The sequence below is a fragment of the Halovibrio salipaludis genome, from assembly GCF_002286965.1.
GTDB lineage: Bacteria > Pseudomonadota > Gammaproteobacteria > Pseudomonadales > Oleiphilaceae > Halospina > Halospina salipaludis.
The window spans coordinates 1-22,055 of sequence record NZ_NSKD01000001.1; the positions used below are offsets into that span (position 1 = coordinate 1).

27 protein-coding genes and 2 pseudogenes are annotated in these 22,055 nt (G+C 61.8%); 18 read left to right on the plus strand and 11 right to left on the minus strand.

All coding sequences use genetic code 11. From position 1 onward, the window contains the following. The coding region (locus CK501_RS00005) for a hypothetical protein (protein WP_095615685.1) at positions 1-202 on the plus strand (202 nt) is incomplete at its 5' end. A 42-nt stretch (positions 203-244) separates the two neighbouring features. Here the strand turns inward: CK501_RS00005 and CK501_RS00010 are convergent. The 4 genes and pseudogenes from CK501_RS00010 to CK501_RS00025 form a co-directional block, all read right to left on the minus strand. After that, positions 245-802: pseudogene (locus CK501_RS00010) on the minus strand (recombination directionality factor); the annotation flags it as partial. Positions 803-872: 70 nt separating this feature from the next. Further along, a complete protein-coding gene (locus tag CK501_RS00015) occupies positions 873-1,871 on the minus strand; it encodes a YqaJ viral recombinase family nuclease (protein WP_095615686.1) in 999 nt (332 codons plus the stop codon). A gap of 83 nt (positions 1,872-1,954) precedes the next feature. Next, complete coding sequence (locus tag CK501_RS00020) at positions 1,955-2,914, minus strand: DUF932 domain-containing protein (RefSeq protein WP_095615687.1); 960 nt, start codon at positions 2,912-2,914, stop codon at positions 1,955-1,957. A gap of 92 nt (positions 2,915-3,006) precedes the next feature. Beyond that, entirely contained in the window at positions 3,007-3,369 is a 363-nt protein-coding gene (locus CK501_RS00025) for a hypothetical protein (RefSeq protein ID WP_095616557.1), read from the minus strand. Positions 3,370-4,041: 672 nt separating this feature from the next. On the opposite strand from CK501_RS00025, the gene CK501_RS16650 reads away from it, so the two are divergent. After that, positions 4,042-4,329 carry a hypothetical protein gene (locus tag CK501_RS16650; RefSeq protein WP_143421358.1) on the plus strand — a complete coding sequence of 96 codons (288 nt, stop codon included), beginning with the start codon at positions 4,042-4,044 and terminating at the stop codon, positions 4,327-4,329. 40 nt (positions 4,330-4,369) lie between these two features. Here the strand turns inward: CK501_RS16650 and CK501_RS17165 are convergent, their stop codons facing one another. Further along, a complete protein-coding gene (locus CK501_RS17165) occupies positions 4,370-4,660 on the minus strand; it encodes a tyrosine-type recombinase/integrase (RefSeq protein WP_408607567.1) in 291 nt (96 codons plus the stop codon). A 16-nt stretch (positions 4,661-4,676) separates the two neighbouring features. After that, positions 4,677-4,880 (minus strand): annotated as a pseudogene (locus CK501_RS17170) (tyrosine-type recombinase/integrase); the annotation flags it as partial. A gap of 77 nt (positions 4,881-4,957) precedes the next feature. On the opposite strand from CK501_RS17170, the gene CK501_RS17175 reads away from it, so the two are divergent. Continuing rightward, the gene (locus CK501_RS17175; RefSeq protein ID WP_095615688.1) at positions 4,958-5,161 is read left to right on the plus strand and encodes an SOS response-associated peptidase family protein; all 204 of its coding nucleotides are present in this window, start codon (positions 4,958-4,960) and stop codon (positions 5,159-5,161) included. Between the two features lie 893 nt (positions 5,162-6,054). Next, positions 6,055-6,276, plus strand: coding sequence for a hypothetical protein (locus CK501_RS00045; protein ID WP_095615690.1), 222 nt, complete (start codon positions 6,055-6,057; stop codon positions 6,274-6,276). 338 nt (positions 6,277-6,614) lie between these two features. Here the strand turns inward: CK501_RS00045 and CK501_RS00050 are convergent, their stop codons facing one another. Continuing rightward, complete coding sequence (locus tag CK501_RS00050) at positions 6,615-7,319, minus strand: HAD family hydrolase (protein ID WP_095615691.1); 705 nt, start codon at positions 7,317-7,319, stop codon at positions 6,615-6,617. Between the two features lie 102 nt (positions 7,320-7,421). Between CK501_RS00050 and CK501_RS00055 the strand changes: the two genes are divergently transcribed. Further along, complete coding sequence (locus CK501_RS00055) at positions 7,422-8,339, plus strand: homocysteine S-methyltransferase family protein (protein WP_095615692.1); 918 nt, start codon at positions 7,422-7,424, stop codon at positions 8,337-8,339. A gap of 47 nt (positions 8,340-8,386) precedes the next feature. On the opposite strand, the gene CK501_RS00060 is transcribed toward CK501_RS00055, so the two are convergent. Then, positions 8,387-8,800: a DUF4124 domain-containing protein gene (locus tag CK501_RS00060; protein WP_095615693.1), complete on the minus strand. Its 414-nt coding sequence runs from the start codon at positions 8,798-8,800 to the stop codon at positions 8,387-8,389. A gap of 141 nt (positions 8,801-8,941) precedes the next feature. On the opposite strand from CK501_RS00060, the gene CK501_RS00065 reads away from it, so the two are divergent. Further along, positions 8,942-9,934, plus strand: a complete 993-nt coding sequence (locus tag CK501_RS00065) for a metallophosphoesterase (RefSeq protein WP_095615694.1) — start codon at positions 8,942-8,944, stop codon at positions 9,932-9,934. On the opposite strand, the gene CK501_RS00070 is transcribed toward CK501_RS00065, so the two are convergent. Both CK501_RS00070 and CK501_RS00075 read right to left on the minus strand, forming a co-directional pair. Next, positions 9,928-10,407 carry a CDP-archaeol synthase gene (locus tag CK501_RS00070; RefSeq protein ID WP_095615695.1) on the minus strand — a complete coding sequence of 160 codons (480 nt, stop codon included), beginning with the start codon at positions 10,405-10,407 and terminating at the stop codon, positions 9,928-9,930. The two genes, CK501_RS00065 and CK501_RS00070, sit on opposite strands and share 7 nt — an antisense overlap. Before the next feature lie 27 nt (positions 10,408-10,434). Continuing rightward, complete coding sequence (locus CK501_RS00075; RefSeq protein ID WP_095615696.1) at positions 10,435-11,820, minus strand: class II fumarate hydratase; 1,386 nt, start codon at positions 11,818-11,820, stop codon at positions 10,435-10,437. A 259-nt stretch (positions 11,821-12,079) separates the two neighbouring features. Between CK501_RS00075 and CK501_RS00080 the strand changes: the two genes are divergently transcribed. After that, positions 12,080-12,997 carry an alpha/beta hydrolase gene (locus CK501_RS00080; protein ID WP_095615697.1) on the plus strand — a complete coding sequence of 306 codons (918 nt, stop codon included), beginning with the start codon at positions 12,080-12,082 and terminating at the stop codon, positions 12,995-12,997. A gap of 62 nt (positions 12,998-13,059) precedes the next feature. Next, positions 13,060-13,806, plus strand: coding sequence for an FFLEELY motif protein (locus tag CK501_RS00085; protein WP_095615698.1), 747 nt, complete (start codon positions 13,060-13,062; stop codon positions 13,804-13,806). 16 nt (positions 13,807-13,822) lie between these two features. On the opposite strand, the gene CK501_RS00090 is transcribed toward CK501_RS00085, so the two are convergent. Beyond that, complete coding sequence (locus tag CK501_RS00090) at positions 13,823-14,107, minus strand: polyhydroxyalkanoic acid system family protein (RefSeq protein WP_095615699.1); 285 nt, start codon at positions 14,105-14,107, stop codon at positions 13,823-13,825. A gap of 147 nt (positions 14,108-14,254) precedes the next feature. On the opposite strand from CK501_RS00090, the gene ubiE reads away from it, so the two are divergent. The 10 genes from ubiE (at position 14,255) to CK501_RS00140 (ending at position 22,034) form a co-directional block, all read left to right on the plus strand. Then, positions 14,255-15,004, plus strand: coding sequence for a bifunctional demethylmenaquinone methyltransferase/2-methoxy-6-polyprenyl-1,4-benzoquinol methylase UbiE (ubiE, locus tag CK501_RS00095; RefSeq protein ID WP_095615700.1), 750 nt, complete (start codon positions 14,255-14,257; stop codon positions 15,002-15,004). Further along, positions 15,004-15,633, plus strand: coding sequence for a ubiquinone biosynthesis accessory factor UbiJ (locus tag CK501_RS00100; protein ID WP_095615701.1), 630 nt, complete (start codon positions 15,004-15,006; stop codon positions 15,631-15,633). The genes ubiE and CK501_RS00100 overlap by 1 nt, the downstream gene beginning before the upstream one ends. Beyond that, on the plus strand, positions 15,630-17,264 hold the full coding sequence (gene ubiB, locus CK501_RS00105) for a ubiquinone biosynthesis regulatory protein kinase UbiB (RefSeq protein ID WP_095615702.1): 1,635 nt from the start codon (positions 15,630-15,632) through the stop codon (positions 17,262-17,264). The genes CK501_RS00100 and ubiB overlap by 4 nt, the downstream gene beginning before the upstream one ends. Before the next feature lies 1 nt (position 17,265). Then, on the plus strand, positions 17,266-17,676 hold the full coding sequence (hisI, locus tag CK501_RS00110) for a phosphoribosyl-AMP cyclohydrolase (protein WP_095615703.1): 411 nt from the start codon (positions 17,266-17,268) through the stop codon (positions 17,674-17,676). Next, complete coding sequence (locus CK501_RS00115; RefSeq protein ID WP_095615704.1) at positions 17,676-18,014, plus strand: phosphoribosyl-ATP diphosphatase; 339 nt, start codon at positions 17,676-17,678, stop codon at positions 18,012-18,014. Before hisI ends, CK501_RS00115 begins: the two co-directional genes overlap by 1 nt. Positions 18,015-18,030: 16 nt before the next feature. Further along, the gene (gene tatA / locus CK501_RS00120; protein ID WP_095615705.1) at positions 18,031-18,294 is read left to right on the plus strand and encodes a twin-arginine translocase TatA/TatE family subunit; all 264 of its coding nucleotides are present in this window, start codon (positions 18,031-18,033) and stop codon (positions 18,292-18,294) included. A 10-nt stretch (positions 18,295-18,304) separates the two neighbouring features. After that, entirely contained in the window at positions 18,305-18,661 is a 357-nt protein-coding gene (gene tatB, locus CK501_RS00125; RefSeq protein ID WP_095615706.1) for a Sec-independent protein translocase protein TatB, read from the plus strand. Continuing rightward, positions 18,658-19,422: a twin-arginine translocase subunit TatC gene (gene tatC / locus CK501_RS00130; protein WP_095615707.1), complete on the plus strand. Its 765-nt coding sequence runs from the start codon at positions 18,658-18,660 to the stop codon at positions 19,420-19,422. Before tatB ends, tatC begins: the two co-directional genes overlap by 4 nt. Further along, positions 19,419-20,141 carry a 16S rRNA (uracil(1498)-N(3))-methyltransferase gene (locus CK501_RS00135; RefSeq protein ID WP_095615708.1) on the plus strand — a complete coding sequence of 241 codons (723 nt, stop codon included), beginning with the start codon at positions 19,419-19,421 and terminating at the stop codon, positions 20,139-20,141. Before tatC ends, CK501_RS00135 begins: the two co-directional genes overlap by 4 nt. Before the next feature lie 87 nt (positions 20,142-20,228). Further along, positions 20,229-22,034 (plus strand): chloride channel protein, encoded by a 1,806-nt coding sequence (locus CK501_RS00140; RefSeq protein ID WP_198949327.1) that lies wholly within the window; start codon positions 20,229-20,231, stop codon positions 22,032-22,034. Positions 22,035-22,055 lie beyond the last annotated feature (21 nt).

The following is a 22,055-nucleotide window of genomic DNA, read 5'->3' on the forward strand; positions in this document are numbered from 1 at the left end:
TGAACTCAAAGAGCAGGAAAACCTGCAGGCGCTGAGCCAGCTGCGGGTCGGGCTTAAGGTGACCTTCGAGACTCGCGAGGGACCGGCGTTCGGCATCGTCACCAAGATCAACCGCAAGAGCGTGATCGTGCTCGCCGAAGACGGGACCAAGCAGTACAAGGTCTCGCCGGAATTACTGAAACCGCTTCATGAAGTGAAGTGATCAACTCGCTTGGCGTAGGTCTACCACGTCTTGGAATGAACGCTTACGTTCCAGCGGCATGAACGCCAGCCTGTTGCCGGAGACGGCCTGGTAGTAACGCAGCCGCGCCGCCAGGGTGCGGATGCTGTTGTAGCCGGTGGTGCGGAAGATGAAGGTGCCCAGTTCGTCATCATCCCCAATGCGCACGTTCAACCGCCCATAGGGCTTGCACAGCCCACCCTTGCCGAACTCGCAGAGTGTCGGCCCGGGACATGGCAGTGACTGCACACCGGATTCTGTGAGCCGGCGGCAGCTCTCTCCATCGCCTACACAGACCGGTCGGCCATTCGCGCGGTCGAACATGGTGTATTCCGCCCGCAGGTTCAGGTCGGCGTAATTGAACAGCATCCGCACCGGGATGGTTCGGAGCTTGTTGTTGGGGGCGGACTCCCTCAGTTCTTCATCTTTGGGATGCAGTATCCACTCTCCCTGTTCCTGTATTTGGGTCGTGATCGTGAACTGGTTGTCTTTCTGGGGCAGGCGCTGGCCGTTTTTCTCAACGACGCGGCCAATGCTGATCCGGCCCAGTACCGGCGGTGTGATGGCAAGCCCTTTAATCATGGCAGTTACCTCCTGGCGGTGATTAGCGTGAGGCGGCCTGGGCCGCCCCGGTGGTAGGGATGAAATGGCGTCAGTCGTTGATCAGGAACCGACGACTGCCCGGTTTGGTTACCGGGTACTGATCCAGCAGTTGGGGCTGGTCTTTCAGCAGCCGCTTGGTGTCGAGGGCCACGCTGTCGTTGCTCTTTCGCCAGGACACGGTGCCCTGGGGGAAGATCGCCTTGGTGGCCTCGCCCATGCGTTGCTGGAGGGTGTGCTTGAGCTGGGCTTCCGCCTGCTTCAGTGCCTCCATCTGGCGGCGGGCGGACTGCAGCTGGTCGAAGGTCTTGCAGGCTTCCCGATCATCCCGCAGATCCAGCTCCTCCCCGTTGTCACTGGGATAGAGATGGCGCAGAGCGCGGTCGGCTGAGTCGGAATAATCCGCCGGCAGCGGGGTATCCGTCTCCACGTAGCTCCAGAACTGGCGCTCCAGGCGGATCAGTTCGGCAATGAGCTCGTCGTCACGTTGGATCCGGTAGATCTTGAGCTCCTGACCGCACAGCAGCACGCACACATCAGCGGCTTTCTTGCCGGTGACCGCCAGCTGGTGCTGGACCTGGCACTGGACGTAGTCCGGTACGCCATTGCGCCACTTGCGGGATCCGAACTCCCCGGCCGTCTTGCACTCCAGGACCTGGACCTCATCGTCACCGACCACGGCGTAATCCAGGTTGGCCAGCATCCAGGCTTTATTGGGATCCGGGTGTTGGAGTACCGAATTCACGCGCCGGACCTTGCGCCCGGTACGCTTGCTGTAGTGCTCGGCTACGATGGGCTCCAGGACATTGCCCCAGTACACCGGGGAACCCTGGTCCTCCGGATCGGGCTTGGGAAGAGTCGCATCCCTTCCCGTTTTGACCATCCACAGCTCCAACGGGGACTGGTAAGGGCTGAGTCCCACAGCGGCGGCCGCATCACTGCCGCCGATGCCATTTCTCCGGATGGCGAGCCATTCATCCCGGCTCATGGACTTGGTGGATACCAGCCGCAGGGCGGCTTTATGGGATTGCTGGGATTGCTGCATTTCCATGGTGCTTTCCTCCAGACGAAAAAACCCCGCCGGAGCGCTTGGCTCCGACGGGCCTCTATGTCGTTATCAGTGGTTGAGAGGGGTCAGGCGGCCAGTGCGAGGGCCTTCTCGAAGGCGCGTTCCTTAATGGCGGCGCCATTGCCGAACCAGGCTGAATCCAGCCGGTGATCCACGCTCTTGGCGCGGCGCTCGTGGTCGATGAACTCCGTCACCGCGTTGACCAGGCCGTAGGCCGTGCCATTGGAGGAGGCCAGCTGTGAGCCGGTTCCGTTACCCTCGAACATGGACAGAGCCTGCTTCATGGCTCGCTCGTTGGTCTTACCGGCAGGCTGGCCTGGGATATCGGTGAACAGCTCCCGGTAGAAGTCCTGAGCCTCGCGGTCCTTTACCTTGCGATCGCTCAGGGTCTTCAGCCGGTACATGAACTCATCCCAGGCTGTGACCGAGATGCCCAGTTGCTTCTTCACAGCTTCCGCGTCGAACTGAGTGCTGTGCTTGACCTTCACGGCACCACCGGCCCCATTCACGGCCACCGCCAGGGTGTTGTTGCACACCACCCGCACGCTGGTGAACTGAGCGGTTGTCGCCATACTGCCGTCACAGGCTGTGGCCAACAGGACGTAGGCATCGGTCTGGTCACCGCCTTTCAGCGTGGTGGACTGACCGGTACGGGCCAGGGCCCAGAGCTTGCGCCCGCCCTTGAGCGAGCCGGCGGTCTCCAGCTCAAAGCCAGAGATCTCGGTCAGATCCCGGTAGAACTCCAGGACCTCTTCGGGCTGGACCACGTTGAAGCGGTCCCCAACCACCGACAGCGGGGCCTGGTTGTCCGAGCGGTAGAGCACCTTGCTGCCCGGCACACTCGCCAGCTCCTCGTTTCCTTCCCCGTCGACCACAGGGAACTGCACGGGGCTTTCCTCAATGGACCAGTTCAACCCGGCCTGACGCGCCCAGACATCCAGCGGCTGGCCGCTGTCCAGCTGATTGCCCAGGCCATGCCAGGGGGTGCGGCCCACGTAGGCCATCTCTTCAACCAAATGACTCATCGAATTGTCCTCCCAGAAATAAAAAAGGCCGCGCTGGAACCCAGCACGGCCTCTATGTCGTTTTGCTTGCGTGAACGTCGTTGGGCGGTCAGTTACCCGGGGTCTCCGGATGCCTCGCGTTCTTCGGATGGAGCACTACGGAAGCAGTAGTTGCAGTCGAGACAGCGCTGGTTATCCAGCACCTGCTCATCGAGCACGCTTCCAAGGGCGACACCAGCAGACGCTCCGGTGGTACCACCCACCAGCCCTCCGATGATGGCCCCGGAAAGGCTGCCGACCGTGGCGCCAACGGGCCCAGCGAAAAAGCCCAAGGAGGCGCCATAAGCGGCACCGGAAGAGGCGGCACTGATGCCCCCAACAGTGCCGGCACCCGCGCCGACCACTCCGGCGCCCTTCTTCCCATAGTTATTGCTGCCAATCCGGTTGGACTGACAGCGCGGACATTCAAGTGGCATGATCATCTCCTCTGTGCGATCAGTGGTGGACAGACTCCTGGTCCGTCCTCACGGAGGTGATATGTGTCTGAAGGACGCTCGGTTGTTATGGATGCACACTGCATCTATGTGCACGCTACCTATATAGATTTAACAATACTTTACACAGCAGTGTTCGGCAGTCAGAGTACCTTGAAGAGTCGAACAGACAGGCGGTTACAGCGGTCTTCACGCCTTCAAAGTGTGGGTAATAATGTGGGTAACTAGAGGCTAACGCAGAAGCACAATCGTTTTATATCATTCTCTTACGCGACCTTTTCAAGTGACGCCGTCTCCACCAAACAGCAAGACCCAAAGCCCTGATTCTTCAGGGCTTTTTGCGTTATACCCACCAACAAAGCCCCGACGTGTCCACACCGCATCCAAGCACCCAACCGCTGCATGACTCCACCGATCCCACAATAGAGAGGCGTTAACCCAATTTAGGCTCTATCGGCAGCGAGCACCCCGCTATCAATCAAGCAAATAACCAAAACGAATGCAGATAGACCCAACCATTACGGTCGTGTTACCGTGGAGGGATGTGTTAATCAAGCGGGCACATTAGATCTTCTTCGGGAAGGTTTTGCGGCCGTCCAGGTGGTGCTGGCCGGCCGCTACGCTTATCAGCAAAACGAAATTAGGAGATTTCCAATGAAACTGATCAAACGTAATGTCAACAAATTAGTTGACGATGGCGTCAATAGTAGAGTTATTACCCAGAACTTTAAATTTAAATTTCCCTATAAGGTGAATAGACTTTATAGAAAAAAGCTATTTTTCAGCAAATTCCTCATTTTATTGATTCTTACATTACTAGCTTTCTCCTTGCATTCTAGCGAAGAAGTAGACGACCCAACGCGAGACCGCAGTAACGCTTCTCAAATATGCAAGGCAGAAAACGTCCAAAGCTATGAATGTACGGTAATCGTTTTCGATTAGCCCAAGCCGAGTACAAGAGGCCAAGTGCCTCTTGTACTCATTAACTCCCCACCCACGGATTAAACCTAACAGCATCTTCCAAGTGATCCGGTGACAGGTGTGCATAGCGCATCGTCATGCTGATGGATGCATGACCCAGGATCCGCTGAAGCGGAAAGATGTTGCCGCCGTTCATCATGAAGTGACTGGCGAAAGTGTGGCGGAGTATGTGAGCGCACTGGCCCTTTGGCAGGGTCAACTCTGCCCTTCTCACAGTTCGCCGGAATGCCGAGATCGTGGACGTTCCAAAACTGCCCCACTCTTTCAGGTGTTCCGTGATCGCCTGGTGCATGCAGATCCTGGGAGATCGGGACCGTGCGTTTCCGGCCGGACTTAGTGTTCACGAAGGTCACGCGGTACCGCTTCACCTTATCCCTGGTCAGCCCTTCGGCTTCCGAGCATCGGGCACCGGTTTCCAGGCTGAGCCGGGCAACCAGGTACACGTGCGGGTTGTCGCTGTTGCTGAGTTCCTGGAAGATCGCCTCGATCTCATCGTGTTCCAGGTAACCCATTTCCTGTTCAGGGACCTTCAACGGGCGCACGGACGAAAACGGGTTCTGGAAGTCAATCTCCCCTATCCGGTGCAGCTGTGGAGGGGGTCAGTTTAGGCATCTATACGGGGGATATTGAACCTGGCATATTGGCCGCTATTCTGACCGAGCCTGCCGCGCCGAACCTGCGCCACATCCACGACCGTCAGCCTGTCGTCCTGGATCCTGAATGCCGTTGGGATTGGTTGAGCCTTGAGATCACCAGCCGTGACCAGGTTCGCCAGGTCGCCCAGAGGCTCTGACCCTTCGCGGCTGGATAGCTGGCCGGTTACGCCCGGGATGAACAAGCCGGACTATGATGCCCCCTCGATCATTGAGCCCCTCCATGCGTAGAATCGCTGGCTTGGAAGAAGACGACTAGGCTCGGGCTTGTGTATGGTGTCGTCTGAATCTTCGACGCTTAAATGCCAGACACTGAAGGATCGGAATGTAGAATGTCCACTTCCCGCAAGGACATCGGGCACTACTATGAAGTAATGAGGTCGAAAGCGTTCAGTAGGGCGACTGCCCAGGCAGCGCCGGCTTTCCCTCTACCCCACAACTTCTATATGGCCTCTCTGAATAAGCCCGTCCTGGATACCGTTCAGACGTGGGACAACGCTTTAGCGAGCTGGGACTGGGCTCGCCAAGGCAGCAGCACCCGCCCGAGGCACTTCCATGTTGCTCTGTTCAGCGGTTGGGAGGTCATTGGAGCAGCTTTCGGGCGTGTACCAAAAGGGAAAACTCACGTTCGTATTGACCTCATGCAACGAAACCCAAGCAGCACCGCGGGAAAAGGGCTCGTCACGCCTCTGTGTGTATTGGCGGCTGTGAACTATGCATCTGTGATACAGGCTCGTAGAGTGCTCATCACTAACCCCGTAGATAAAGAAGACGTTCACAGGCAATACGAGAACTTCGGAACCTACGTGAAGAAGGGGTATTCCCCTTTTGCTGGTGGGCACTATGTGGTCAACCTTGAATAAGCTCTCACAAACATCAGGTACACAAAACGGGATTGTGAACGTGGACGCATGTGTAGAGGTGTGTGCGAATGAGTCTATACGTGGACGTATGCACCCACTACTAGTAGTATTGGTTTTGAGCGACAGTGACTGAAACTGACAGTCACTGAGCGATAGAGGAGAGAGACGCTATGGCTGTAGCAGAAAAAGTTGAGCCTGTAGAAGAGCTCAACACGCAAGCTACTGATCAGCAAGGCTACCCCAAGCCTTACGAGCCCACAGACGCTGAATTTGCAGAGGCTCAACGGGTACTTAACGTCAAGAAGTCCAAGCAACGCCGTGTGCCCAAGGATCTCGTTGAGCGCCTGAAGCAGGTCGAGCCTATTGAGGAATCCGCTCTGGCAGGCCGCTAAAGGCGCCTGTCATTCGAGCAGAAGCAGCCCTAGGGGCTGCTTTTTTTGTGCCTATAGAAAGCCCCTACCGACGTGAGGGTGTCGACGAAGTGTCAACATCACCACGCATTAAAGCGGGCTACTGTGGTTTTCAGCGCCGTAACTCCCTGTTTTATGGTGCTCTGCGTTCTTAAGTGGCTGATTGTGAACGACTTCAACGGGTTCAATTCCCGCCGCCTCCACCAAACAGCAAGACCCAAAGCCCTGATTCGTCAGGGCTTTTTATGTCTTTCTCACTGATTTCCCTTATATGTCCACCGAGTGTCCACGCTGAACACCGGCGGAATCGCTCGGGTTGGTCATGACAACTGCAGATCCGGCCTCAGCCGCCTGAGCAGCCCCGGAAGCTCATCCAGGCCACGGATCTCATCATAGGCCACCCGGGGCACGTCCTCCGGCCAGGGCGAGCCGGAGCGATTGAGCCAGACTGGGCGCAGGCCATGCCGGGCGGCGCCGGCGACATCGGTCACCGGGTCGTCACCGACATGGATCAGGGTCTCCAGGGGCACGCCTGTGCTGGAAGCAGCCGCTTCAAACATCGGGCGTTCCGGTTTCGCGGCCCCCACTTCCACGGCCGAGTGCGCCGCCACGAAATAATGCCCCATCCCGATCCGGTGCACATCGGCGTTGCCATTGGTCAGGGCGACCAGTGGCAGCCGCCCGAGGAGCCGGTCAAGCAACGGCAGGGCATCGGGATAGAGGGTGACCTGGTGTCGCGCCTCCATGAAGACCTCGAAGGCGGCCTCCGCGATGCGCAGCGGTGCCTCCACGTGGCGCGCGGCCCGCTCCAGGGTGCGAAGACGCAATGCGGTGACGTCGTGCTGCAGGCTCGGGTCGGCTTCAGCGACTTCTGTACGCAGAGCGCGCATGCGCTCCGGGGGATAGGCGTTGGCGAGAGTTGGATGTTCGGCCAGAAGGAACTCGTGTGTCGCCCGCTCGGCCCGCTCAATCACGCCATCCAGTTGCCACAGGGTCTCGTCCAGATCCAGGGTGAGTGCTGTCATGAGCCTGCCTTATATCTTGAGCCAGACCGCAGAAACGGCTAGGGTCCAGAAGATTCGTCAGCAGCGCTGACGCCTGCGCACCAATAATAAGGATACCGCATCATGACCACCAACAAAGCCTCGATCACCATGCTGGATGGCGGCATGGGCCAGGAACTCCAGAAACGCAGCGAGCAGCCCGCATCGCCGCTGTGGTCCGCCCAGGTCATGCTCGACGAGCCAAACCTGGTGGTCGACGCCCACCGTGACTTTATTGATGCCGGTGCCCGCGTCATCACCCTCAACACCTACAGTGCCACGCCGACACGCCTGGCTCGAGACGGCCAACCCGATTGGTTCGAACCGCTGCACAAGGCAGCGCTGGACGCCGCGCGCAAGGCCTGCAGCGAGAGTGGTCAGGATGTTCGGATCGCGGGCTGCCTGCCGCCCCTGGTGGCAAGCTATCGCCCCGAAGTTGCCCACGACGAGGCGACCTGCCTGAAAGAGTACCGGCAGATGGTGGAGGCACAGAAAGCGGGCGGAGTGGATCTTTTCCTCTGCGAAACCATGTCCATTGCCCATGAGGCGCATGCAGCGACCGTGGCAGCGGTGGAAAGTGGCCTTCCGGTCTGGACGGCGTTCACGGTGGACGATGCCGACGGCACCAAGCTGCGCTCCGGCGAACCTCTCGCCGAGTCGGCCAGGGCTGTCGTGGATGCCGGTGCCAGTGCGGTACTGGTCAACTGCGCCGTGCCCGAGGCGCTGACTACAGCCATGGACGTGCTCAAGGAGCTGGGCGTGCCTTTTGGCGGCTACGCCAATGCCTTCACCTCCGTCGCGGCTCTGGAGCCCGGCGGAACCGTGGATGTTCTGGAGGCTCGCAAGGATCTTGGCCCCGATGCCTACGCGGAACAGGTCCTGAACTGGGTTGAAAAAGGCGCAACCATCGTTGGTGGCTGCTGCGAGGTGGGCCCAGCCCACATCAAGGCCCTGGCGGAACGCCTCACCGAGGAGGGCTACCCTCTGGTCTCCAACGGGTAACCACCAGGCGTGGGAGAGCGCAAGCGCGGCCAGCGCCTTGCGCAAGCTCAGCACTCACTGAAGATCTTAGAGCGGAGCTCCCGCCGCTCCGCTCTCAGCCGGTTGCCCCGTGGTTCCCGGTAGCCACGGCCAAGCTCTTCGTTAACCCGGCTCAGGCGCTCCTCGTACCGCTGGCAGCGGCGCTCCCGGGCCGACACTGTCTCCCTGGCCGCCTTATGGTCATTGCCATCGTCTTCCCGATTCTCCCTCTCCGGCTTCCAGGTCCCGGGCTCCGGCAGCTCCATGGGGGAATTCGCGAGTTCAGGCGACGTCGCTTCTTCAGCGCCCTCTTTCCCCGGCTGGTCTGTGTAGTGAGTGACGCCCTCGTCATCGGTCCAGGTAAAGATTTCGGCATGCACGGTAGCCACCATGAACATGGCCAGAAGGGCCGCTACAGGAATGCGTAATACGCTTGCAGGCATCGTGTTCCTCCTTGAATCAGCTGGAATTCCTTCAGGAAAGGCAGAGAATCCACGCAGGCGCAGCAACTGTCAAGGCGGGCCCGCAGCCTCCATTCCCTGCTATGATGAAGGCAAATCGCGGGCTTCCGGAGCGGTCGTCTCATGGATGGATTTACCAGCCCCCTGATCGGGGACCACAGCGACACTGAGCGCACCTACCAGCTGGAACTTCGGCTCGGGGCGGACCATGCGCGTCGGCGGCTGGCCACCGAGCATGAACGCGAAGCGCTGTTCCTCAGCCGCACCGGTAAGCACGTGCACCCCGAAAACCTCTATTCCATGCCCGGCCTGGTGCGGCTTGCTCTCAGCCTCGGCGGCCTCTATCAACGCGCCGTCAGTAACAGCCGTGCTCTCAGGGTGACCCGAAACCGGTTTGTGGTACCGGGGCTTCCGCCGGCCCTCGAGGGCTACACCCTGCTGCAGCTCAGCGACCTGCATGTGGACATGGACGAAGCCAACCTGCACGCCGTGATCGAGACGGTCCGGGAGCTGGACTATGACCTCTGCGTGATCACCGGCGACTACCGGCGCGACACCTGGGGCGACATCGCCCCGGCCATGGAAGGCATGCGGCGGCTCAGAACCCACCTTAAGGGAACGCCCCTTGCGATTCTGGGGAACCACGACAGCGTGCTGATGGTTCCGGAGATGGAAAGCATGGGCTACCGCATGCTGATGAACGAAAGCCTGTGCCTGGAACGGGAGGACGCCGCGCTCTGGATTGCCGGGGTGGATGACCCGCACCTCTACCAGACCCATGACCTTGCCGCCGCCACACGGGATATCCCTCCAGGCGCCCTGTCACTGCTTCTCAGCCATACACCCGAGATCCACACGGAAGCGGCCCGCGCGGGATTCGATCTCTACCTCTGTGGCCATACCCATGGCGGCCAGCTGTGCCTGCCAGGCGGGATTCCGCTCACGCTGGATGCACGGATTCCACGCCGGCTCGGGCGCGGCAACTGGATGGAGGATGCCATGCAGGGCTACACCACCACCGGCGCCGGCACATCCATTCTCAACGTCAGGTTGAACTGCCCACCGGAAGTGACCCTGCACCAACTCAGTGCCGGCCCGGATTCCGTGGGTCAGTGAGGCCGCCGGCGAATGCCGAGGCGGTAAAGGAGGGGCGAGCCCCAGATATTGAGCACGCAGAAGATCAGGGCCGCCAGCAGCGCCACCCAGCCCGAAACACCCAGCCACCACCAGGCGACGAAATTGGGCAGCAACCCTTCCGGCAATTGATCCAGGCCCAGGGCCCGATCACCGGCGCCAAGACCGAAACGGCGCTTAACGAAGCTTGAAAGCAGATCCCCGAGCATCGCCGCCGCGCCGAACACCGCCCCGAAGATGAAGCCGAGCCGGAACAGCCAGGCAACGACGGCAGCGGCAACGATCGCCACCGCCAGGCCACGCCAGGTCTTGCTGGCCCCGAAAAGCCGGCGGCCATCCGGCAACTGCAACCGGCAGTCCACCGGGTAGCCCCGGGTCCCCAGAATCCGGCTCAGGACCAGGGGCGCCCCGTTGGCCACGATCAGCAGCGCCACCAGCTCCGGGATCAGCAGCATGACACGCTGCCCCGCAGCGGACGCCGGTCAGGCGTCCGGCAGGCCGCCCTTGGTCTGCTTGATCGGGTCGAGCAGGTCGCGCAGCTCGTCTTCCGGCACATCCGTCTCTTCCTTCGCCACGTCCAGTATGGAGCGGCCGGTCGCATACGCCTTCTTGGCAACCTCGGCCGCCTTGGCGTAACCGATGACAGGGTTGAGCGTCGTCACCAGCACCGGGTTCTTGCCGACTGCTTCAGCCATCACGTCACTGTTTACAGTAAAGCCGGCAATGGCCTTGTCCGCCATCACCCGTGCCGTGTTCGAGAGCAGACCGTTCATTTCCAGCAGGTTCCAGCCTACCAGCGGCAGCATGACGTTGAGCTGGAAGTTGCCGGACTGGCCGGCGGTGTTCACGGTGGCGTCCAGGCCGGTCACCTGCGCGGCCACCATGGCGGCGGATTCCGGAATCACCGGGTTCACCTTGCCGGGCATGATGCTGGAGCCCGGCTGCAGCGCCGGCAGCGTGATCTCGCCCAGCCCATGGATGGGGCCGCTGTTCATCCAGCGCAGATCATTGGCGATCTTCATGACCACCGTGCCCAGCCCACGGTAGGCGGAGGACAAGGCCACCGGCGCATCAATGGCGCTCTGGCCGACGAACGGATGCTCCATCGCGGTGAAGTGGTGATCGGTCAGCGCACTGAGCTCTTCGGCAAACAGGCGCGCGAAATCCGCATGGGCATTCACGCCCGTACCCACGGCGGTACCCCCCTGGGGAATGCGCAGCAGGTCCTTGGCTGCCTGCTCCAGGCGGTCGCGGGCGTTACTGATCTGGTCCCGCCACGTGCGCAGTTCCTGGGCGACGGTCACGGGCATGGCATCCATCAGGTGGGTGCGGCCGGTCTTGACCACGGACTCGGTCTCTTTCTCACGGCCCGCGATGGTCTGCATCAGGTGGTCCAGCGCTGGCAGCAGCGACTCATGCACCTCGGTAACCGCGCTCAGATGGATCGCAGTCGGGATCACGTCGTTGCTGCTCTGGCTCATGTTCACATGATCGTTCGGGTTGACCGGCTCACTGCTGTGGTTGGAGGCCAGGCGTGCGATCACCTCGTTCACGTTCATGTTGGTGCTGGTACCGGATCCGGTCTGGAATACGTCCACCGGGAACTGGTCGGCATGGGCGCCACCCAGCACCTCATCACAGGCCGTTTCGATGGCCTGGGCCCGATCCGCATCCAGCAGCCCCAGCACGGCATTGGCGCGCGCGGCGCTGCGCTTGATCCGTACCACGGCGTGGATGAAGGCGCCGGGCATGGGCCGGCCGCTCACCGGGAAGTTATCGATGGCGCGCTGGGTCTGGGCCGCCCAGAGGGCGTTGGCCGGGACTTCCACCTCGCCGAGGCTGTCTTTCTCTATGCGCTTGTCACTCATGCGGACCTCCCTCAGGTTTGACCAGGCTGTTCGGAACAGCGGCTATAGTGCCTTCCGATGGCCCGGTTTTCCAGTCATTGACCCTTATGCATTGGTCGAAGAGGCCGATCAGCCGCGGCGTGACTGTTGTCTCAACCGGCGGACTGTTTACAAAATTCCACTCCCCAGCCCCAATGCATTTCTATACTGTAAGGTAAAGATTCCGTCATAAGCCGGTCATCGAAAAGGTGTATACGGCCGCGCTCAGGAGGTCAGAGCCATGAAAGCCAGTGACATCCGCAAGCTGAAGAAACGCATCGAACCCGCGTACAGTGAGATGTTCTCAGGGCGGGTCTACGAAGTCGGCTCCGGCGCTGTGGCCGTGCGCAATCACAGCGGCGAGGCCCACCACACCGTGATCGGGGTGCATGGCTTTCTCGAGAACCAGTGCTATTTCACGCAGCTCTACCAGGAGCCCACCACCGAGCTGATCCTGCTGACCTGCTCCAACTATCACATTCCGGTGAGCGGCCCGAACCTGGAACGGCCCGACTGGGTGCTGCGCAACCCGCACACCGAGGCCACCATTGAGTACGATGCCCGCATCCTCATCCAGACCCTCGAGAACCTGCCCTCCTCGAACCAGATCCGGGTACACGGCCATTCCCGTGGCGGCGGTGTGATTCTGGAAGCCGCCCGCCAGCGCCCGGAACTGTTTGAGGACATCGACGTGGTCCTTGAGGCGCCGGTGCTGCCCCAGGGCGAACTCCACGCCCTGGTCCGGGCCATCCTGGAGCCGGTCAGCCACGGCATGTGGCCCTGGATCGTGCGCGCCATCAACAGCACGCCCTCGTCCGCCTATGCCCAGACCTTCTTCGGGCGCATGAACCCGCGCAAGAAGACGCTGCTCAACCGGATGTTCTCGGCCACCCAGGACCACCTGACCATCGTGCGCAATATCGAGAACATCATGGCCTGGATGGAGCAGTGGGACACCAGCATCCTTGCCAACATCCGCCAGGGCACCATTCTGGTCCCGGAAACCGACCGCATCCTGGACCGTGAGGCGATGATGAACGCCGCCCGTCATTCGGCAACCTCGGTGCGGATCGTGGAGACCCAGGGCACCAGTCACTTCATCACACTGGACAGTGAAAGCTGGGTGCCTTCCATGGATGACATCCCCAGGGTGGCCTGAGCGCCATTGTCGGACATTCCCGACCCCACTAGAATGCCCGTCCGCATGAACGGAGGACGGGTGTGTACCGCTACAAGCTGACCCAGACCCAGACACGGACCCCCAACGCGCGCCGGCTCCAGGAGCTGATGCTCAGCTACCACGACTTCCGGCAGGAACGGGTTGGGCATCCACTGGAACCGGCCATTGAGGCCCTGGGCCGCTGGCAGGCGGCGCGTCTGCGCGAGACGCACCGGGACCTCTACGAATCACCGCGCTACCACGAGGCCCTGGATTTCCTGCTGGAGGACCTCTACGCGCCCCAGGATTTCAGCCGCCGCGATGACGACTTTGACCGCATCTTCCCCTACTTGGTCCGCCTGAGCCCCGACAGTGCGCTCTTCACCCTGTCACAACTGGTGGAGCTCAACCTGATCAGCCAGCGCCTGGACCTGGCCATGACCGAGTGGCTCACCCGGGAGCGGGCGCTGGATGCCAATGGCATCGAAAGCATGTCCGACACCACCTATGCCGAAGCCTACCGCGCCTGCGGGCAGGTGACGGAGCGGCGGCGACAGATCGAACTGGTGGATGCCGTGGGGCGGGACCTGGAGCGCTACGTGAATCACCGCTCCCTGCGCATGGGGCTGAAGATGATGCATCAGCCCGCGCGCATGGCCGGTCTGGGCGAGCTCTATCGCTTCATTACGGAGGGCGTCCACGCATTCCGCGCCATGGGCGGTGTGTCGCAACTGCTGGAAACCATCCGCGAGCGCGAAACCCGTGTCATGGAAAGGATGCTGGCAGGGGAGCCGCTCCCGCGCGAGTGACGCTCACGGCCGGCGATCAGCTGTGGCGTTTAAGGATAGCCTCAAGCTGGCGCACCACCTCCTGCTCGATCCGCCCCTTGAAGGGCCGCAGCATCATGCCCAGCTCCAGATCCACACCGATGTCCTGCGGGTTGACCGCCACCTCCCCCTTCAGGCCGGTCCGGCGCAGCTTCAGGCGCTCGCCTTCCCAGTGCCACTCAAAGTCGTAGTGCGCCGTCATCTCCCGGGCCAGCTCATCGGCCACCCGCAACGCGTGTTCGTGGTCCATGGCGTGCGCGCGGTGGATCTGGATACGGGACATCGGGACTCCTCGGCGAACAAAACAATGATTACGGGCGTTGCGCGCAATTTTACGCAACTACGACCCGTGAGGCGAGTGGAGCTCACCCGGCGCAGACAAGCGGGCCCTCCGGGGTTAGAATACGCCAAAGCATCAGCGGAGGTCCCCATGGCGGATCAGGACACCACCCATTTCGGTTACCGCGAGGTGCCGAAGCAGGAAAAAGCGAAGCACGTCGGCCAGGTTTTCTCCTCGGTTGCCAGCCGGTATGACCTGATGAACGACCTGATGTCCATGGGCATCCACCGGCTCTGGAAGCGCTTCACCATCGAGCTGAGCAGTGTGCGCCCCGGCCACCGGATCCTGGACATCGCTGGCGGCACCGGCGATCTGACCATGCAGTTCGCGGACCGTGTAGGCACCGAAGGCGAGGTTGTGCTGGCCGATATCAACCAGGAAATGCTGGAGGTGGGCCGGGATCGCCTGATCGACCGCGGCTACGCCGGGCGCGTGGACTACGTGCAGGCCAACGCCGAGTGCCTGCCCTTTCCGGACAATTACTTCAATGCCGTCTCCATTGCCTTCGGCCTGCGTAACGTCACCGACCAGAACCTGGCGCTGCGCGAGATGACCCGCGTCCTCAAACCCGGCGGCAAGCTGCTGATCCTGGAGTTCTCCAAGCCGGTCAATCCGCTGCTCAACAAGGCCTACGACACCTACTCCTTCACCGCCCTGCCCCTGATGGGCCGGCTGGTGGCTGGTGACAGCGAGAGTTACCAGTATCTCGCCGAATCCATCCGCATGCACCCGGACCAGGAAACCCTCAAGGGCATGATGGAAGAGGCGGGCCTGGTGCAGTGCAAGTACCACAACATGACCGGCGGCATCGTCGCGCTGCATGCGGGGATCAAGCCCTGATGGGACTGGGCGGCACCCTGCTCAACCAGGCCACCACCATGGCCGCCTCTGCCCTGAACCGTGCTCTCGAAGCAGACCCGGCGGCCAGGGACATCCTGCTTGAAGAGCTGGCAGCGCCGGTGGCGATCACACTGGTGCCCTTCGGGACCACCCTGACACTGGCGCGTTCGGGCGACCGGCTTGCCCTGAAACAGGGCCCGTCCGGCCCGGGCACGGGCGCGGACACGCACATCACCGCCACGCCACTGGCGCTTCTGGCACTGGCCGGCGGCGACACCAGTGGCCTGGACCAGGGCCTGATCACGGTCGAAGGGGACAGTGAGCGCGTCCGCCACCTCGCACAGCGACTGCATGCGCTCGCGCCGGACTGGGAGGCTTTCCTGGCCCGCACCCTCGGGGATGTGCCCGCCCACGTCATTGCCCGGCGCCTGCGGGATGCCCTGCGCTGGAGCCAGCAGGCGCGCGCCTCGGTACACGCGAACATTGAGGATTACCTGCACGAGGAATCCGGCCTGGTGCCCGGTCGCCACGAGGCCGAGGCCCGCTTCAGTGACATCGATGCGCTGGAATCCCGCGTGAAGGCGCTTGAGAACCGCCTCAACAACCTGGCGCCCGGGGAGGACCGTTGATCAACCTCGGCCGCCTGCTCCGGATCCTGTGGGTGTTCAGCCGCTACCGGCTCGACACCTTCCTGCGCCTCCTGACCCTGCCGGCCGGCATCCGCTTTCTGCTGGCCATCGCCCCCTGGCGTCTCTTCCCGCAGCCGGAAGCCAATCGCGGCGAACGCCTGCGCCAGGCCATGGAGGACCTGGGGCCAGTATTCATCAAGTTCGGCCAGATCCTCTCCACAAGGCGCGACCTGCTGCCCGAGGATATGGCCGAATCCCTGGCCCACCTCCAGGACCGGGTTGCCCCCTTCGACAGCAATGACGCACGGGCTATTGTGGAAGCGGAACTGGGAGCGGACATCGCTGACTCCTTCAGCGAATTCGAACAGGATCCGCTGGCCTCGGCCTCGGTCGCCCAGGTCCACGGCGCGAAACTGCTGGACGGTACCGCCGTGGTGGTCAAGGTCATCCGCCCGGGCATCGAGAAAGTGATCCGGCAGGACATCCGCCTGCTCTACCTGATGGCACGGCTTCTGCAGCGCTTCTGGGCCGAGGGGCCGCGCCTGCGACCGGTGGAAGTGGTCACGGACTACGAGAAGACCATCTTCGACGAGCTGGACATGCAGCGCGAGGCGGCCAACGCCAGCCAGCTGCGGCGCAACTTCCCGGACTCGCCGCTGATCTACGTGCCCGAGGTTTACTGGTCCCACACCGGACGCCGGGTGGTCACCATGGAGCGGGTCAGCGGCATCCCCATCGGCGACACAGCGGCCCTCCACGCCGCCGGCGTGGACATGAAGGTGCTTGCCGAGAAGGGCGTGGAAATCTTCTTCACCCAGGTTTTCCGGGACAGCTTCTTCCACGCCGACATGCACCCCGGCAACATCTTCGTGGATGTTTCCAACCCCGCCGATCCCCAGTACATCGCACTGGACTTCGGCATCGTCGGCACTCTCGGGCCCTCGGACAAGAGCTACCTGGCGCGCAACCTGCTCGCCTTCTTCCGGCGGGACTACCACCAGGTCGCGGCGCTCCACATCCAGTCCGGCTGGATCCCGGCCGACACCCGCGTGGACGAATTCGAGGCCGCCATCCGCACCGTCTGCGAACCCATTTTCGCCAGGCCGCTGCGCGACATCTCCTTCGGCCACTTCCTGCTGCGTCTTTTCGAGGTCGCCCGGCGCTTTCACATGGAGGTCCAGCCCCAGCTGGTACTGTTGCAGAAAACCCTGCTCAACGTGGAAGGTCTGGGCCGCCAGCTCTACCCGGACCTGGACCTCTGGGCCACCGCCCAGCCCTTCCTGGAGAACTGGATGCAGCAGCAGATGGGCCCGCCCGGTGTGATGCGCTCACTGCGCGAACACCTGCCGGACTGGGCGGAACAGGCGCCAGAGATGCCCCAGCTGTTCCACGACGCGCTGGAGCGCCTCGCCGGCGACCCACCGCCCGTGCAGCCACAGCCCGCGCCCGCCGCCGCACCCCGCTTCCGCCTCTTGCCCCTGCTCGGGGCGGCCGCCTGTGCAATGGGGGCACTGGCAGTGGCGGAACCCGGCCTCCAGGAATGGCTGAAGAACCTGCCGGCCGCCAGCTGGATTCTGCTGGGCACCGGCGGCGTGTTATTGTGGTATGGCAGTAACAGCAGCGGACACTGAGATGACAGCAGACACCCTTCCCGGATGGATCGGCGACGTGGCTTTCAATGAAGACGGGCTGGTTCCCGCCATTGCCCAGGATGCCGCCAGTGGCGATGTGCTGATGATGGCCTGGATGAACGCCGAAGCGCTGGAAAAGACAGCGGAAACCGGCGAAGCCGTCTATTATTCCCGGTCACGGGACCGGCTCTGGCACAAGGGCGAAAGTTCCGGCCATGTGCAGAAGGTCCACGAGATGCGGCTGGACTGTGATGCGGATGTCATCCTGCTGCGGGTGGAACAGATCGGCGGCATTGCGTGCCACACCGGGCGGCGACACTGCTTCTACCGCCGACTCGAGAACGGTGCCTGGCAGGAATCCGGAGCGGTCCTGAAGGACCCTGAGGCCATTTACGGAGCGGAGCAGAGCTGATGGACACGGTACTGAGCCAGCTGGCCGAGGTACTGGAGGAACGGCGCCGGAATGCGGACCCGGACGACTCCTACGTTGCGAAGCTCCATCACAAGGGGCTCAACAAGATTCTTGAGAAGGTCGGGGAGGAATGCACGGAAACCCTGATCGCGGCCAAGGACGCGGAACACTCCGGTGACAACCGGGAGCTGATCGCCGAAACGGCGGATCTGTGGTTCCACAGTCTGGTCATGCTCTCCAACCGGGGCGAAGGCCCGGACGCAGTGCTCGATGAACTGGCACGGCGTTTCGGCCTCTCCGGCATTGAAGAAAAAGCCCGGCGCACGCCGGAATCCTGAACGGGAGGAATTCAACATGGGTGGAATCAGTATCTGGCAGCTTCTGATCGTCTTCGGCATCGTCATTCTGGTGTTCGGGACCAAGAAACTGCGCAACATGGGCGGCGACGTCGGCAGCGCCATCCGCAACTTCAAGCAGGCCGTCAATGATGGCGACAGCGGGAAGTCAAAGGATGACGAGGAGCAGGAGGACGACACCCCGGGCGGTCGCACTCTGGAGCAGAAGAACAGCGAGGAGACGCCCGAAGCGGAGAAGCGCCGCGATCACGAGCATTCCTGAGGCGCACTGAATGTTTGATCTCGGGTTCCTGGAACTCTTCCTCTGTGGCGTTATTGCTCTGCTGGTGCTCGGGCCGGAACGCCTGCCCACAGCTGCGCGCACGGCCGGGCACTGGATCGGCAAGGCCCGCCGCATGACCCGCCAGTTCTCCGAGGAACTCGACCGCCAGGTCAAGGCCGAGGAGATCCGGGAACAGCTGCGCCGGGAAAAAAGCGACATCGGCTATGAGGACATCCAGCAGAACATGCGTGAAGCCCTGGATGAGGCAAAGCTGGATGAGGATTACCTGAAGCCCGTGAACGGCGACGGGGCCGGCAGTAACCAGTCCGACACCACCAACCGGAGCGGCTCCGGGAACAGTTCATGAGCCAGCAGGACAACCACCCCGACGAGAACACCATGCCGCTGGTGGCCCACCTGGTGGAGCTGCGCAACCGGCTGCTCAAGGCCATTCTCGCCATCCTGGTGATCTTCCTCGCGCTCTACCCCTTCGCCAACCAGCTCTATGCCTGGCTCTCCGGGCCCCTGCGGGCCTACCTGCCCGAAGGCAGCAGCATGATCGCCACGGACGTGGCAGCCCCCTTCTTCGCGCCCCTGAAGCTGACCCTGGTGCTGGGGACCTTCCTGGCCATGCCCGTGGTGCTCTACCAGATCTGGCGCTTCATGGCGCCGGGGCTGTACCGCCACGAAAAACGCATCGCCTTTCCGCTGCTGGCCTCCTCCATCCTGCTGTTCTACCTGGGGGCGGTGTTCGCCTACTACGTGGTCTTTCCGCTGGTATTCGCTTTCTTCACCTCCGTGGGGCCGGCTGAGGTTACGGTCATGACGGACATGAGCAGCTACCTGAGCTTTGTGCTCAAGCTGCTGTTCGCCTTCGGCATCGCCTTCGAGATCCCGATCGCCATCATGCTGATGATTCTCAGTGGTGCCACGGATACCCAGTCCCTGCGCGAGAAGCGCCCCTACGTGGTGGTGGGCTGCTTTGTGGTGGGCATGCTGATGACGCCCCCGGACATGATCTCCCAGACGCTTCTGGCCGGACCCATGTGGCTGCTGTTCGAGATCGGGCTCATCTTCGGCCGCATGGTCGAGCGCCGCCGCCCACCGGAGGATGCGGACGCGGCATGAACCTGCTCCTGCTCCATCCGGAACAGTTGGAGACCCGGGAGCGGGCCCGTGTGACCGGTCGCCAGCTGCAGCATCTCCACCAGGTACACAGGGCCGGTACAGGCGACACACTGAGAGTGGGATTGCGTGACAGCGCCATGGGAAGGGCGCGGATCGAGCACCTGGATGCTCATGAGGCCATCCTCGCCCTGGAGCTGGATGAGGCACCTCCTGCTCCCCTGCCACTGACCCTGGTGCTCGCGCTGCCACGCCCCAAGATGCTGCGCCGGATCATCCAGTCCGTTGTCTCCATGGGCGTCAAGCACCTGGTGCTGGTCAACAGCTACCGGGTGGAGAAAAGCTACTGGCAGACCCCCTGGCTGCAACCGGAATCCCTTACTGAACAGATCACCCTGGGGCTGGAACAGGGGCGGGACACCGGGTGGCCGACGATCCTGCAGCGCAACCGCTTCAAGCCCTTTGTAGAAGATGAGCTCGCTGCCATCACAACCGGGAGCCGCCGTCTGATCGCCCATCCTGGCAGCGCCGGTGCCTGCCCGCAGGGTCTGGACGAACCTGTAAGCCTTTGCATCGGCCCGGAGGGCGGCTTCATCCCCTATGAAGTGGAACTGATCCGCGATCAGGGTTTCGAACCGGTGCATCTGGGACCACGGATACTGCGCACGGAAACCTTTGTTCCTGCAGCTCTCGGGCGTTTATTCGATATCCCCAGTGGATAAGCTGCTCAGAACAGGAAAGCAGGATTCCTTGCAGCGGCTTCAGGCTTTGTATAAGAATAGTGATCGCTTTACCTCCGTATGGTCTCTATGAGCCAAACCACCAACAACCAGACTGAAGGGGCAGCCACCGCTCCTATAGAGGGAGCAAGCCCAAACCAGCCTCTCAACGCCAGCATCATGCTGATCCTCGCAGTGGGGGTGGGCATCTTTGGTGGTTTCAGTGCGATTGCCTTCAAAGCCATCATTGGTTTTTTCCGCAACCTCTTTTTCTATGGCGAGCTGAGTCTGGCCTTCCAGCCGGATATCCATATCGCACCCAGCACCTGGGGGGCAGGCGTCATCCTGGTGCCTGTTGTCGGTGCCATCATCGTTAACTGGATAACCGAACGGTTTGCTCCGGAAACCCGCGGCCACGGGGTCCCGGAAGTGATGAACGCCATCTACTTCAGCCAGGGCCGGATCCGGCCCTCCGTAGTGATCGCCAAGGCGCTGACTTCCGCGGTTTCCATTGGCAGTGGCGGGTCTGTCGGGCGTGAAGGCCCCATTGTCCAGATCGGCTCCGCCTTCGGTTCCAGCCTGGGACAGCTCATCACCATGCCGGCACGCCAAAGGGTGGTGCTCGTGGGCGCAGGTGCCGCAGCTGCGGTGGCCGCAACCTTCAATGCCCCGATTGGCGGTCTCGCCTTTGCCATGGAGTTGATGCTGGTCTCGATCAGTGCCCGCACAGTCACCGTGGTGGCAATCGCCACGGTAACGGCGACCTATATCGGGCGTTTTTACAGCGGCCTCCACCCCTCGTTCGATGTCCCCGAGCTGGTGGTCTTTGAGAACCATCTGGTGGGTTTTTATTCACTTTTTGCCTGTATTCCGCTGGGTGCGTTGATCGGCGTCATTTCTTCCGGTTTCATCCGCTCCATCTATTCGTTCGAAGACTGGTTCGAATACCGCTTCACCAACTCCTATGTGCGCCATGTCAGCGGGATGGCCGTCGTCGGCGTCATGCTGTACGGATTCATCGTCTATACCGGCCAATACCACATTGGGGGTGTTGGCTACCCCACTATTCTGGATGTTCTGCGCAGCATCCTTTCCGACCCCCTGTTCCTGGCCCTGCTCTTCCTGGGTAAGTGGCTGGCAACAGCTCTGACACTGGGCTCCGGCGCCTCCGGCGGCGTTTTTGCCCCTTCACTGTTTCTCGGCGCCATCTTCGGAGCCCTGTTTGGCAACCTTGTCCTGATGGTCTTTCCGGCCAGCGGGGTCGATCCAGTGGTACTCGCGATTGCAGGCATGGGCGGGATGATCGCGGGAACCACCGGTGCGGTGCTGACCGCCGTCATCATGGTCTTCGAGCTGACCGGTGACTACGCCGCCATGCTGCCGATTATCGCAACGGTGTCGTTTGCCTACGCGGTTCGGTCGGCGATCACTGAGGAGAGCATCTATACCCTCAAGCTTGTACGCCGGGGCTACAGTGTTCCCCACGGCCTTCAGGCGGCAACGTCCCACCTCCACAGCGCGGGGACACTGATGAATACCGAATTCGACCTGATTGATGTGCAGCTTCTGAGACAGTGGGAGGCGACCCACACCCCGGAAAGGGCCCCCCGTTACGCCATAGCGGTGGATAACGACACCATTGATGGCGTGGTCCATGAGAACCTGCATCTGCTGAGCGCTCCGGAAAACACTGACTGGACCATTGATCGCAACTTCCTCAGGGTCACGTCCGAAACCAGCTGGTCAAAGCTGATGCGCTCCATGCATGCCAGCAACTGCGAGGTGGTTCTGGTCATGCATGATGACAACAGTCAACGGGCCACGGATGTCCTGGGCGTTATTACCCCGCGCGAAATCTCCCTGGCGTCCAAGGAAGACGCCTACCTCATGCATTAACAACCAGGGGTCGCAACCTGC

What these genes read in the sequence shown, in the direction of transcription:
- tatB (WP_095615706.1), top strand. Translation starts at nt 18,305, where the DNA reads ATGTTTGATCTCGGGTTCCTGGAACTCTTCCTCTGTGGCGTTATTGCT.
- CK501_RS00115 (WP_095615704.1), top strand. Translation starts at nt 17,676, where the DNA reads ATGGACACGGTACTGAGCCAGCTGGCCGAGGTACTGGAGGAACGGCGC.
- CK501_RS17165 (WP_408607567.1), bottom strand. Translation starts at nt 4,660, where the DNA reads ATGCACCAGGCGATCACGGAACACCTGAAAGAGTGGGGCAGTTTTGGA.
- CK501_RS00090 (WP_095615699.1), bottom strand. Translation starts at nt 14,107, where the DNA reads ATGTCCCGTATCCAGATCCACCGCGCGCACGCCATGGACCACGAACAC.
- tatC (WP_095615707.1), top strand. Translation starts at nt 18,658, where the DNA reads ATGAGCCAGCAGGACAACCACCCCGACGAGAACACCATGCCGCTGGTG.
- CK501_RS16650 (WP_143421358.1), top strand. Translation starts at nt 4,042, where the DNA reads ATGAAACTGATCAAACGTAATGTCAACAAATTAGTTGACGATGGCGTC.
- CK501_RS00070 (WP_095615695.1), bottom strand. Translation starts at nt 10,407, where the DNA reads ATGCTGCTGATCCCGGAGCTGGTGGCGCTGCTGATCGTGGCCAACGGG.
- CK501_RS00050 (WP_095615691.1), bottom strand. Translation starts at nt 7,319, where the DNA reads ATGACAGCACTCACCCTGGATCTGGACGAGACCCTGTGGCAACTGGAT.
- CK501_RS00140 (WP_198949327.1), top strand. Translation starts at nt 20,229, where the DNA reads ATGAGCCAAACCACCAACAACCAGACTGAAGGGGCAGCCACCGCTCCT.
- CK501_RS00060 (WP_095615693.1), bottom strand. Translation starts at nt 8,800, where the DNA reads ATGCCTGCAAGCGTATTACGCATTCCTGTAGCGGCCCTTCTGGCCATG.
- hisI (WP_095615703.1), top strand. Translation starts at nt 17,266, where the DNA reads ATGACAGCAGACACCCTTCCCGGATGGATCGGCGACGTGGCTTTCAAT.
- CK501_RS00015 (WP_095615686.1), bottom strand. Translation starts at nt 1,871, where the DNA reads ATGGAAATGCAGCAATCCCAGCAATCCCATAAAGCCGCCCTGCGGCTG.
- ubiE (WP_095615700.1), top strand. Translation starts at nt 14,255, where the DNA reads ATGGCGGATCAGGACACCACCCATTTCGGTTACCGCGAGGTGCCGAAG.
- CK501_RS00080 (WP_095615697.1), top strand. Translation starts at nt 12,080, where the DNA reads ATGAAAGCCAGTGACATCCGCAAGCTGAAGAAACGCATCGAACCCGCG.
- CK501_RS00075 (WP_095615696.1), bottom strand. Translation starts at nt 11,820, where the DNA reads ATGAGTGACAAGCGCATAGAGAAAGACAGCCTCGGCGAGGTGGAAGTC.
- CK501_RS00065 (WP_095615694.1), top strand. Translation starts at nt 8,942, where the DNA reads ATGGATGGATTTACCAGCCCCCTGATCGGGGACCACAGCGACACTGAG.
- CK501_RS00055 (WP_095615692.1), top strand. Translation starts at nt 7,422, where the DNA reads ATGACCACCAACAAAGCCTCGATCACCATGCTGGATGGCGGCATGGGC.
- CK501_RS00020 (WP_095615687.1), bottom strand. Translation starts at nt 2,914, where the DNA reads ATGAGTCATTTGGTTGAAGAGATGGCCTACGTGGGCCGCACCCCCTGG.
- CK501_RS00100 (WP_095615701.1), top strand. Translation starts at nt 15,004, where the DNA reads ATGGGACTGGGCGGCACCCTGCTCAACCAGGCCACCACCATGGCCGCC.
- CK501_RS00135 (WP_095615708.1), top strand. Translation starts at nt 19,419, where the DNA reads ATGAACCTGCTCCTGCTCCATCCGGAACAGTTGGAGACCCGGGAGCGG.
- CK501_RS00025 (WP_095616557.1), bottom strand. Translation starts at nt 3,369, where the DNA reads ATGCCACTTGAATGTCCGCGCTGTCAGTCCAACCGGATTGGCAGCAAT.
- tatA (WP_095615705.1), top strand. Translation starts at nt 18,031, where the DNA reads ATGGGTGGAATCAGTATCTGGCAGCTTCTGATCGTCTTCGGCATCGTC.
- CK501_RS00045 (WP_095615690.1), top strand. Translation starts at nt 6,055, where the DNA reads ATGGCTGTAGCAGAAAAAGTTGAGCCTGTAGAAGAGCTCAACACGCAA.